Raw genomic sequence first — 11,549 nt, forward strand, 5'->3', positions numbered from 1 at the left:
AGTCAGGGTTTGGCATTCTTTTCGCGCCGACAGCGGTCCGAGCAGTATTTGACCTCGTCCCAGACCTTTTGCCACTTCTTGCGCCATGTGAATGGAAGGCCACAGCTGGCGCAGGTCTTGGTGGGCAGGTCGGATTTCTTGCGGTGTTTGGGCATCAGAGATCCAAGGTCAGTTGGGCGTCGCTGGTCGGTGCGCGGCGTTGCTTGCGCGGAGAGCGGTCGTTGACGAAATGCCCGGCGCTGTCCTTGCGGCTGGCGTGTTTCCGGATGACGCGCTGCGTCTCGTCGCGGTCGACCGTGCGGCGATGCGCGAAGTAGCGGGTTCGGGCAGTGCGGGCGGCTTCGGCCACGTCGATGATCGGCTCCGGGTAGGTTTTGCCCAAGACCCGCCTTGCCCCGTCCCATGTCCATGGCGTCTGAAGGTGCTCGTCCGGCACAGCGGCCAGTTCCGGCACCCAGCGGCGGGTGAACGCGCCGGTCGGGTCCTGATCCAAGCCCTGTTTTATGGGGTTGTAGATACGGGGCGTGTTGATGCCTGTGGTGCCCGATTGCATCTGCATCTGGCTCCAGTGGATGCCGGCCTCGTAATCGGTGAACATCCGCGCGAGGTGCTGACCGGTGCTGCGCCAGTCGAGCCAGAGATGGTAGCTGGCCACCGCGGTGACCATGGCGCGCATGCGAAAGTTGAGCCAGCCTGTGGCCTGCAGCGAGCGCATGCAGGCATCAAGGAATGGCAGGCCCGTTTCGCCCTTTTCCCACGCAGCGAGGCGTGCGGAATCCGGCTCAAGCGGCCGCATGCCTTCATATGCGCGGTGCAGGCAGCGGTGTTCCAGTTCGGGCTCATCTTCGAGCTTCTGCATGAAGTGATCGCGCCATGCGAGGCGGGACTGGAAGGACTTCAGACTGCCCGCCCATCCGTCGCGTGGCCCGCCACGGACTTCACGTTGACGGGCTGCGCAACCCTGGCTGACCTCACGCACGGAGACCGTGCCATAAGCAAGATGCGGGCTGAGGCGAGAACAGGCAATCGCGCCTTCCAGCGGAGAGGACATGTCCTTGCGGTACGTCTGGCCGCGTTCGGTGAGGAAGCCACCAAGAAGCGAGAGCCCATGTTCCCGTCCGCCTGACTGGCGGTCCGGGCACGGATCGGGGACGCATAGGTCTGGGATCGGGTCCGACGCTGACGACACAGGCCGCAAGGCCCGAGGAACGTCCGTCTGAGGCTGCGCAAGAAACCGGTTGCGCCTCGCGGCCCAGCGGTCGCGCGTGTCCAGTCGGCGGACCACACCGGATTGGGGAAGCTCGGTCCAGTCAACGCCGTTCGCCCGGGCCCACTCTGCGACGCACCTGTCCCGTACATAGGTCCAGCCGTTTCCGGTTTCCTCATGGCTGACAAGGTGCGCAAACGCGATCTCATCGTGCAGTTTCTGCATCACATCGACCGCGTCACCGACCCGGATCACCAGATCGCTGCCCAGAGCGCGAAGAGCGTCACGCAAGCTGGCAAGGCTTTCGCAGAGAAACGCGTATTGCCGTCCCGACGTGTCGGACAACGCCCAATAGTCCGGCTCGATGATGTAAAGCGGCACGACATCTCCGCGCTCGGCTGCGTGGGCGAGTGCGGGGTGGTCGTGGATACGCAGATCACGTTTGTACCAGAGGACGGAGGTCATGCCATTCAACCTAGGCGCGCCGCGGCGTTTGCACAGAGCATCCAGGCGCAGCGTCGACGGAAATCTGCCGCGCTACCCGTTTCCCTTCTCCGCAATCGCGGCGTAGACATACGCTCAACTCGAAAACGCATGATCCGGAGCCTGCCCGCATGAAAGACGCCGCACCCAAGACGATCTATCTCAAGGATTACACGCCCTTCGGTTTCACGGTGGAGAGCGTCCACCTGACGTTCGATCTCGCCCCGAGAGCGACGCGGGTGATCGCAAAGATCGAGTTCGCTCCGAACCCGGAAAGGACCGACAAGACGTTCTTCCTTCACGGCGAAGAGCTGAAGCTGAAATGGGCAAAGATCGATGGGACGGAGGTCTCGCCTGTCGTCACGGATGACGGTCTGCGCTGCGACGTGCCCGACGGGCCGTTCACCTGGGAATGCGAGGTCGAGATCAGCCCCGAGACGAACACCGCGCTCGAAGGGCTTTACATGTCGAACGGCATGTATTGCACGCAGTGCGAGGCCGAAGGGTTTCGCAAGATCACCTACTACCCCGACCGGCCAGACGTGATGAGCACGTTCACGGTGCGGATCGAAGGGGACGAACCTGTCAAGTTGTCGAACGGCAACCCGACGGGCAGCGGGGACGGTTGGGCCGAATGGCACGATCCGTGGCCAAAACCGGCCTACCTCTTTGCGCTTGTCGCTGGCAATCTGGTGAACCATCCGGACAGTTTCACGACGATGTCCGGCAAGGACGTGGAGTTGAACATCTGGGTCCGTCCGGGCGATGAGCACAAATGCGCTTTCGGGATGGAGGCGCTGAAGAAGTCGATGCGCTGGGACGAAGAGGTCTACGGGCGCGAATACGACCTCGACATCTTCAACATCGTGGCGGTCGACGATTTCAACATGGGCGCGATGGAGAACAAGGGGCTGAACGTCTTCAACTCCTCCTGTGTTCTCGCCTCACCCGAAACCAGCACCGACGACAATTTCGAACGCATCGAAGCGATCATCGCGCATGAGTACTTCCACAACTGGACCGGCAACCGCATCACCTGCCGCGACTGGTTCCAGCTGTGCTTGAAAGAGGGGCTGACGGTCTTTCGGGACGCACAATTCACCGCAGATATGCGTGGCGAGCCAGTCAAGCGTATTCATGACGTGATCGACCTGCGCGCGCGCCAGTTCCCCGAGGATCAAGGCCCGCTCAGCCATCCGGTGCGCCCTGAAAGCTTTCAGGAAATCAACAACTTCTACACGGCCACCGTCTATGAGAAGGGCGCCGAGGTGATCGGCATGCTCAAGTCGCTGGTCGGGGACGAGGCGTATTACAAGGCGTTGGATCTCTATTTCGACCGTCAAGACGGGCAGGCTTGCACAATCGAGGATTGGCTGAAGGTCTTCGAAGACGTGACCGGCCGCGATCTGAGCCAGTTCAAACTATGGTATTCGCAATCCGGCACGCCGCGCGTTTCGGTGGCGGACGATTGGTCAGACGGCACCTATACCCTGACGTTCAAACAGCACACGCCACCAACACCGGGCCAAGAGGTGAAGGACCCGAAAGTCATTCCGATTGCGGTGGGTCTGCTGAACCCGAACGGGGACGAGATTGTCCCAACCCGGATGCTTGAAATGACCGAAGCCGAGCAAAGCTTCACCTTCGACGGACTGGCGTCGAAACCGACCCCGTCCATCCTGCGCGGGTTTTCGGCCCCGGTGGTACTGGAACGGGTGGTCAGCCGCGAAGAACAGGCGTTCTTGCTGGCGCATGACACGGATCCGTTCAACCGATGGGAAGCCAATCGCACACTGACCCGAAATTGCCTGGTCAACATGATCACCGATGACGCGGAACCGGACGATGCCTGGCTGACCGGTCTTGAAAAAGTGGTGCGGGACGACACGCTTGATCCCGATTACCGGCAACTGATGCTAAGTGGGCCAACCCAATCAGAACTCGCGCAGGTGCTGTTCGAACAAGGCGTGACACCCGATCCCGACAAGATATGGGATGCCTCTGAACGGCTGCGGCAGCACATCGCGAACAAATGGCAAGGCTGGCTCAAGGACCTTGCGGACCAGATGGTTGTCGATGCTCCGTACAGCCCCGATGCCGAACAAACCGGCAAACGCGCGCTTTCGGGAGCCCTGCTATCGCTGATCTCGCGTCTTGACGGTGGGGCGGCGGCGCAGGAGCGGTTCGACACCGCAGACAACATGACGCTTCAGTTGTCCGCCCTGACACACCTGATCCGCGCGGGTCGGGGCGATGCAGCCCTTGAGGCGTTCTACACGCAGTGGCGAAACGACCGGCTCGTGATGGACAAATGGTTCGGCATTCAGGTGGGCATGGCCGATCCCGGGGTTGCGGTCGACGTGGCGACGGCGCTGTCGCAGCACGAAGATTTCGACTGGAAGAATCCCAACCGGTTCCGCGCGGTCATGGGTGGCCTGGCGATGAACCACGCCGGGTTCCACCGCAAAGACGGCGCGGGATACGCGTTTCTCGCCGATTGGCTCATCCGGCTGGACGACAAGAACCCGCAAACAACGGCCCGGATGTGTTCGGTGTTCCAGACCTGGAAACGCTACGACGCCAACCGGCAAGCCCTAATCCGCGAGCAGCTTGAGCGGATCAAGGCGAAACCGAAGCTGAGCCGTGACACGGACGAGATGGTGACGCGCATCCTGGGGTAATCCCTGGTTTGCGTGGTTTGTGACTCGTCACGCGACGGACACGCGGCGACCTGGGCCCGTGTCCGTATCACTCACTTATGGCAACCGCGCGATGCATCACGATGTTGAAGCCCTCTTCGGCGGAGGGGGCGACAAAGTGCTTGGTCACCTGCCGGAACTGGTCGTCGCTGACGGCAAACGGATGATCGGCTTGTGTGTTGCGGGCGTGCAAGCGCGCGAGGCAAACGTCATCAGGCACATCCAGAACATGAAGCTGATGCCCTGCATTCGTTTGGTCGAGAATGCCTCGCATCCAATTGCGCGACTCGACCGTGTTGGCCTGAAAATCAAGAACGACCGAAAGGCCCGAGTTCAAAAGCGATACGACATGCGGTTCCGTGATGCGGCGCAGTTTCGACATGCAGCGCACGAAATCCGCAACAGAGCTCATCTCGTCTGCATACAGAGCGTTCAACCAGTCGTCTTCGGCGATAACGACCGTTCTCTCCGAACGGCCAAGTTGCGCACTCAACGTGGATTTTCCGGAGGCGATCTTTCCACAGAGCATGTGGAGGGTGGGAACATCTGGGGACATGAGAACAGCCATTTTCTTGCGCAATGCGTGCGCGTTACGTTCGGAATCGATTTGCCCGGCCTGTCGGTCAGACCGGGACTGTAATTCGACTTGGGCAGCGTGCGCCGCAGTTCCGAACGAGGCGTTTCATGCCTGATCTATGCCACTCCGTCGGTCTGATGTCTATGCAAGCCGCAGGGGTATGCCTTGGTGGCGGACGCTTCACGCGCAAGCGAACCGGACAGTCTTCCGTTTGCCCGACACGCTTCGTCGAAACGGCTGGATCATGCCACAGCCCGAAGTATGCTGGCTGCGCAGAAACGACTGTCGGGGAGAACCAGCATGACCACGCTTCTTGTCACCGGAGGCAGCGCCGGGATCGGGGCAGCGACGGCGCGGATGGGTGCCGCGCGGGGATACGACCATGTCGTTGTTACCTACAGTCAGGATGCAAAGGGCGCTGATGCGATTCTGCGCGATATCGAGGAGGCCGGGGCCACCGGGCATGCAATCCGCGCGGATGTGCGGGATGCGGCTGCGCTGTCGGCGCTTTTCGACCGGATCGGCGACCTGCCCCCTGCCCCTCTGCACCTGGTGAACAACGCAGGGGTCGTGACACCGACGGGATCGCTGGCCGACCTGACACCGGACCGGGTGCGCGCGGTTTTCGAAGTGAACGTCTTGGGAGCCTTCGAGGTGGCGCGGCTGGCCGTCGCGTATATGCAGGCACATCACGGCGGGCATGTCGTCAATATCTCCTCGGCAGCGGCACGCCATGGCAGCCCGGGCCAATACGTGGACTACGCCGCCACCAAGGGCGCCATCGAGACGTTCAGCGTGGGCATCGCGCATGAGCTTGCTGCGGACGGTATCCGAGTTAACGCGTTGCGGCCCGGCCTGATCGAGACGGAAATCCACGCCAAGGGCGGCGTTCCTGACCGGCTTGAAAAGATCGGGCACACGCCACCTCTTGGTCGACCGGGCACCGCAGACGAAGTGGCGGAAGGTATCCTGTGGCTTCTGTCGGACGCCGCAAGCTATGTGACCGGGACGGTTCTTGATGTCACGGGCGGGCGATGATCCTGGAGCATGAGGTCAGCGCACGACGCCCCAAGGCACTGGTGGCGATCGCGCTGGTCTGGTTGGGGCTTTGGGGTGTCTGGGTCGGACTCGACGCGGCGCCGTGGATACTCGTCCTGCTTGGCCTGTTCACCCTGCCCGCCATCTTCGAGGCCGCGCGCGGCGACGTCGCACGACTGACGCTCGACGACACACGGCTGACGTGGCGCAGCGAACGGCATTCGGGGGATGCGCCCTTGAAGGACATTGACCACGTGCGGTTTGACACGCGGCTCGACCTTGCCGTCAACGCGCGGCTGGAGCTTGTCAACGGCACGGTCTTGCGGCTTCCCGTGGAATGCGTTCCGCGATATGATATCTTCTGTGCAGCATTAGATGACGCCGGTATCCGGCACGAGCGCCACCACTTCAGCTTTTTCTGAAGACCGGCGGGCGCCGGAACAAGCGGCCAACCGCCGGCGTTCACAGATTAGCGGCATGCACCCGCGCAAAGTTTTTCGCGCCTGCTTCACGGCTTGCCTCTTGGCGCAAAATCTCAAGCGTGTGTCATGCCGCTGTCACTCAGCTCTGTCAGGAGTGTGCCATGAAAGACCGTATTGATCCGCTGATTGAAGATCGCGCACCCTGGCTCTTTGACAATTCGTTGAAAGCGCATCTGGCGCGCCCGGTGCTGGATCACGTGCTGGGTTATCATAGCACGCTCGACCTGGCCGAAGCCGTTGCCGATCTGCCTGCCGGGCGGATCATGGATCAGATGGCCGAGCGTCTGGCGAAAAAGATGCGGGTCTTTGGCTTGGGGCACATTCCACGGCATGGCGCAGCGTTGATCGTAGCCAATCATCCGACCGGTATCGCCGATGGGATCATCCTTCATGCGGCGCTGAGACAGGTGCGGGAGGACGCCTACTACTTTGCCAACCACGATATTCTGAAGGTTCTGCCGCAAATGGCCGATCGCATAGCGCCCGTGGAATGGCGGAAGGATCGGCGCAGTCATGGCAAAACGCGCGAAACGATGGTGTTTGCGCGTCAGGCAGTCAAGGACGGTCGGTTGGGAGTGATCTTTCCGTCAGGCCGGCTTGCCAAACGGCGCGGTCTGCGACTGCACGAGCGGCCTTGGATGGCCTCAGCAGCCATGCTGGCGCGCAAGTTCGATTTGCCGGTCATTCCGATTCACATGCAGGCGCGCAATTCGGCGCTGTTCTACCTGTTCGATGCGATCCACCCCACGCTGAGGGATATCACGCTGTTCCATGAAACGCTGAACAAGGACCGTCAGCCGTATGAATTGCGTGTCGGAGAGCCGATCTCGCCCGGCGCGTTGCCGGAGAATTCGGATGACGGTATCGACATGCTGCGCCGCGCGACGCTCGCCCTGGGCGAACCGGAAAATCAGGGGGTTTCTCTGTGGGATGCCTCGCGCACCAAGACACGGCGGGCCTGAGAGAAGCGGTACGTCGGTTCCGAGTGTCGTCTTACATCAAAAACCTTGGGTCGAAATCACCGGGTTGCTGACCACTGGCACCGGTCGCGCGACGGGTCTGAGAGACCGCGACAACCCCGCACAATAAGGCTGCGAGCGCATCCAGGCCATCATGTCCGTGCTCTTATTGCGGCTGTGGAACGGGCCCCAATCCGCCGCGACGCCCCGCATTCTGTGAGACACGACACCGTCGCGAGGCACCGTGGTTGCCATGATCCGCAATGCGCATTGCAGGTTCGCGCCACCATCCTTCAGCGCATCGCGTGATTGCGCGCGGCAGCGGTAACCACGTGCGGTGGCCGGCAGGATCTGCAGCAGCCCGTACCACTTGCCGCCACCGCCTACGGCAGTGGGGCGGAACGTGCTTTCATGTTTCGCTAGGGTCGACAACAGACCGATCCAGAACGCCTCACGCGCCGAAGTATCATTGGTCGGATAGGCAGGACACCAATCCGCAATGTCCTTGGGCACAATCTGAGGCAGGACGCTGGCATGGCTGCGCAGCGCCATCAACGCCGCGCGTGACCAGCGATCCGCTTCGCGACGGTGTTCCCAACGCATCTCGGGCAAGGGTGTGTAATTGCGCGCAACCGGGCGCAAAGATGCACTCAGCGTGGTGGTGGTGGCACCATCAACCACAGTGGCAGGTGTTGCGCTGACAATCTGTCCGAAACTCAGCAAAAACACTGCCACGCCTATGATCCCCCAGCGTGACATTCGCGCGTATTTCGGGGATTTCGCGGCAAAGATCAACAAAAACCGGCGTTTTGCATCAGAATGGGCGGATTTCTGCATGATTTCGGTTTTTTGCGGGACTTCCTGCGCAAGGCTTCGCCAACGCCCACAGATTACCCCGACGAAATCGCTTTGGCGCCCGAATTGCGACACGTTTTTCAAGGATATGTTGCGAAACAAACTGTTCCCTCTGGTGATCGCACCACGAATTCGAAGGCCCCCGTCATGCCGGTTTTGGACAACCTGACAACCTTGATCCGCAAGGCCCGCAATGCCGCAGAAACGCCTGCGCCAGGTGGCGCCCTGTTGAACATCGAGGCGATGAAGTCTTCCAAGCTCAATCTTCCGGTCAAGACCACGAGCGAAGAAGAGGACGTTCACAACGCCCTTTTCGAAGCGGGGCTCTACCTCGCCCGGCAAGACGCGTGGGGCACTCTTGGCGACCGCATTCGCACGGCGGATGCAGAGCGCGCCCTGACCCCCGGTGGCGTACCCGAGGCCGAGATTCTCTCGGAAGGCGCGCGCGCCGACGCGGTCACCGCGGCAACGCGAGCAGTGAATGCGGGCGACGAACTTGGTGCGTCCGCCATAATGAACGACATGCAGTTGGTTCTTGAGGAAACCGACGGAGATCACGGCGTCGCCTATGTGGTTGCGATGGCAAATATCGACATCGGCTGGGCATGGCGCGGCGAAGGCTGGCGGCAGGATATTCCCGCAGCGCATCGCGCCGCGTTCTTCCGCCACTTCAAGACCGCCAGTGATCTGGTGGATCGCTTCGACGCCTTCGAACTGGACTCGCCCATGCTCGCCGCCGTCCGCTGTGCTCTGCTGTCTGCTGAAACGCGCCCGCGAGCACGGGCCAGTGACGACTATGAAGACCTGATCGATCTCGCGCCCGGCGTCGGCAAGTACATGCGCGCCCTCGGCAATCACATGTTGCCCCGCTGGTTCGGCAGTTATCAGAGGCTCGATCACGAAGCACGCCGTACGATGGAGCGCACCGAAGATGTCTGGGGGTCCGGCGCTTACGCCTGGACCTATCTGGATGCCCTGACGGTCGATGGCGAGGCGTATGCTTTGCTTGATGCCGATCTCTTCTGCCAGGGCCTACGCGACATCCTTGCGCGGCAGACCGATCAGCACACCGCAAACGTCTTTGCCGCCTATACTGGAACCGTGTTGGAGCCTGAGGGCGTCAATGTCGAGGCGCGCGCGCAGATCGCGGACTGCTTTGACTGGATCGTGACCGACCATCTGCGCGAGGTGCATCCGCGGGTCTGGTATGCGGCCAAGGGGGTTTGGGCGTCACGGCTGGATGACCAGGATCGCCTGACCAAGGGCCGCCACCGCGCCTGGGCCGCGCTCGACCGACACGCGCGTGGTTTGCCGCCTGTCACAGCGCCCGCGTCGGACGCGCTCGAGACCGGCTAGCCACGCCTCAGACCACTTGCCCCCTGCGCGCCTCTGGCGTATTCCCCGCTGCGGTATGCAAGAAGGGAAGCGCCATGCTGGACCACCTGAGTTTTGAGTCCCCGAAACCCAAGGTCATCGCCGGAGCCAAGCACGATTGGGAACTGGTGATTGGCATGGAGGTGCACGCACAGGTTGCGTCCAAGGCCAAGCTCTTTTCCGGCGCGTCGACGCAATTCGGGGCAGAACCCAATTCCAACGTGTCTTTCGTGGATGCGGCCATGCCAGGCATGCTGCCAGTCATCAACGAGTTCTGCGTGGAACAGGCGGTGCGCACCGGACTTGGTCTGAAGGCTGAGATAAACCTCGTAAGTGCCTTTGATCGCAAGAATTATTTTTACCCGGACCTGCCGCAAGGTTACCAGATCAGCCAGCTCTACCATCCCATCGTGGGCGAAGGCGAAGTGATCGTGGATATGGAGCCCGGTATCGCGCGGCGGGTGCGGATCGAGCGGATTCACATCGAACAGGATGCAGGCAAATCGATCCATGACATGGACCCGGCGATGTCTTTCGTGGATCTGAACCGTACGGGCGTTGCGCTGATGGAGATTGTGAGCCGCCCAGATATACGCGGGCCCGAGGAAGCGGCGGCTTATGTTGTGAAGTTGCGCCAGATATTGCGATATCTGGGGACATGCGACGGGAACATGCAAAATGGCAACCTGCGGGCGGATGTGAACGTGTCGGTCTGCCGGCCTGGCCAGTACGAGAAGTACCAAGAAACACAGGATTTCAGTCACTTAGGCACGCGCTGCGAGATCAAGAACATGAACTCCATGCGGTTTATCCAGATGGCGATCGACTATGAGGCGCGGCGTCAGATCGGGATTCTGGAGTCCGGGGGCCAGATCGATCAGGAAACGCGGCTGTACGATCCGGATAAAAATGAAACAAGATCAATGCGTTCCAAGGAAGAGGCGCATGATTATCGGTATTTTCCGTGCCCGGATTTGCTCCCCTTGGAGATCGAACAGGCGTGGGTGGACGACATCAAGGCGTCCCTTCCCGAGCTGCCTGACGAGAAAAAAGCACGGTTTGTCAAAGACTTCGGGCTGTCCGAGTACGACGCGGACGTTTTGACGGCGGATACGGCGAATGCGGAGTATTTCGAAAAGGTTGTTGATGCGTGCGGTGACGGGAAACTGGCGGCGAACTGGGTCATTAACGAATTGTTCGGACGGCTCAAGAAAGAAGACCACGACATCACGGACAGCCCTGTATCGCCTGCGCAACTGGCTGGAATCATTGCGCTTATCAAGGCGGATGAAATCTCGGGCAAGATCGCGAAGGATCTGTTCGAGATCGTCTACACCGAAGGCGGCGATCCGGCAGAGATCGTCGAAGCGCGCGGGATGAAGCAGGTCACGGACACGGGTGCCATTGAAGCCGCCGTGGACGAGATCATCGCGGCGAACCCGGATCAGGTAGAAAAAGCCAAGCAAAACCCGAAACTTGCGGGCTGGTTCGTGGGTCAGGTGATGAAAGCCACGGGCGGCAAGGCGAACCCGAAAGCGGTGAACGAACTGGTCGCGAAGAAGCTGAATGGGTGATTTCGGCCCTTTTTTCGCTTGGGTGTTGCGGGGGTCATGCCCGACCTGCGCGGAAAGAGGCGATTGTACGGTTTGAGCGTACGAATCGTCCAGCTTAGATGGTGAAAACGGGGCTTTTGGCCCCGTTTTTGCGTTTTTGGCAGGTGTTGCGCGTGAATGGTACGGTTTGTACGGGGGAAGCGTACGTTTTGTACGGTTCAGTGCCGCTGCGCGACCATGGTCACGTACAAAGCGGTCGCAATTTGCGCAACGGTGTCTTTCTCGATCAAGCTTGCGCATCCCGCACCATATGCGAGGGCTA

Annotated in this window: 10 protein-coding genes; 6 read left to right on the top strand and 4 right to left on the bottom strand. The window is 60.9% G+C overall.

Annotated elements, in window-relative coordinates; genetic code table 11:
- Window positions 1–2: 2 nt before the first annotated feature.
- Window positions 3–155 (bottom strand): DUF2256 domain-containing protein, encoded by a 153-nt coding sequence (locus BUA42_RS14720; protein ID WP_072779036.1) that lies wholly within the window; start codon window positions 153–155, stop codon window positions 3–5.
- Window positions 155–1,672, bottom strand: a complete 1,518-nt coding sequence (locus tag BUA42_RS14725) for an FAD-binding domain-containing protein (protein WP_072779038.1) — start codon at window positions 1,670–1,672, stop codon at window positions 155–157. The genes BUA42_RS14720 and BUA42_RS14725 overlap by 1 nt, the downstream gene beginning before the upstream one ends.
- Window positions 1,673–1,821: 149 nt before the next feature.
- On the opposite strand from BUA42_RS14725, the gene pepN reads away from it, so the two are divergent.
- Window positions 1,822–4,371 carry an aminopeptidase N gene (gene pepN / locus BUA42_RS14730; protein ID WP_072779039.1) on the top strand — a complete coding sequence of 850 codons (2,550 nt, stop codon included), beginning with the start codon at window positions 1,822–1,824 and terminating at the stop codon, window positions 4,369–4,371.
- A gap of 67 nt (window positions 4,372–4,438) precedes the next feature.
- On the opposite strand, the gene BUA42_RS14735 is transcribed toward pepN, so the two are convergent.
- Window positions 4,439–4,957, bottom strand: a complete 519-nt coding sequence (locus BUA42_RS14735) for a P-loop nucleotide/nucleoside kinase family protein (protein WP_245819025.1) — start codon at window positions 4,955–4,957, stop codon at window positions 4,439–4,441.
- 309 nt (window positions 4,958–5,266) lie between these two features.
- Between BUA42_RS14735 and BUA42_RS14740 the strand changes: the two genes are divergently transcribed.
- The 3 genes from BUA42_RS14740 (at window position 5,267) to BUA42_RS14750 (ending at window position 7,448) form a co-directional block, all read left to right on the top strand.
- A complete protein-coding gene (locus tag BUA42_RS14740) occupies window positions 5,267–6,004 on the top strand; it encodes an SDR family oxidoreductase (RefSeq protein WP_072779040.1) in 738 nt (245 codons plus the stop codon).
- A complete protein-coding gene (locus BUA42_RS14745) occupies window positions 6,001–6,426 on the top strand; it encodes a hypothetical protein (RefSeq protein WP_072779042.1) in 426 nt (141 codons plus the stop codon). The genes BUA42_RS14740 and BUA42_RS14745 overlap by 4 nt, the downstream gene beginning before the upstream one ends.
- Window positions 6,427–6,587: 161 nt before the next feature.
- Complete coding sequence (locus tag BUA42_RS14750; protein ID WP_072779044.1) at window positions 6,588–7,448, top strand: 1-acyl-sn-glycerol-3-phosphate acyltransferase; 861 nt, start codon at window positions 6,588–6,590, stop codon at window positions 7,446–7,448.
- A gap of 36 nt (window positions 7,449–7,484) precedes the next feature.
- On the opposite strand, the gene BUA42_RS14755 is transcribed toward BUA42_RS14750, so the two are convergent.
- Window positions 7,485–8,282, bottom strand: coding sequence for a transglycosylase SLT domain-containing protein (locus BUA42_RS14755; protein ID WP_245819026.1), 798 nt, complete (start codon window positions 8,280–8,282; stop codon window positions 7,485–7,487).
- A gap of 165 nt (window positions 8,283–8,447) precedes the next feature.
- Between BUA42_RS14755 and BUA42_RS14760 the strand changes: the two genes are divergently transcribed.
- Both BUA42_RS14760 and gatB read left to right on the top strand, forming a co-directional pair.
- Window positions 8,448–9,656, top strand: a complete 1,209-nt coding sequence (locus BUA42_RS14760; RefSeq protein WP_143152711.1) for a hypothetical protein — start codon at window positions 8,448–8,450, stop codon at window positions 9,654–9,656.
- A gap of 74 nt (window positions 9,657–9,730) precedes the next feature.
- Window positions 9,731–11,248: an Asp-tRNA(Asn)/Glu-tRNA(Gln) amidotransferase subunit GatB gene (gatB, locus tag BUA42_RS14765; RefSeq protein ID WP_072779056.1), complete on the top strand. Its 1,518-nt coding sequence runs from the start codon at window positions 9,731–9,733 to the stop codon at window positions 11,246–11,248.
- Window positions 11,249–11,549 lie beyond the last annotated feature (301 nt).

Source organism: Marivita hallyeonensis, assembly GCF_900129875.1.
Taxonomy (GTDB): domain Bacteria; phylum Pseudomonadota; class Alphaproteobacteria; order Rhodobacterales; family Rhodobacteraceae; genus Marivita; species Marivita hallyeonensis.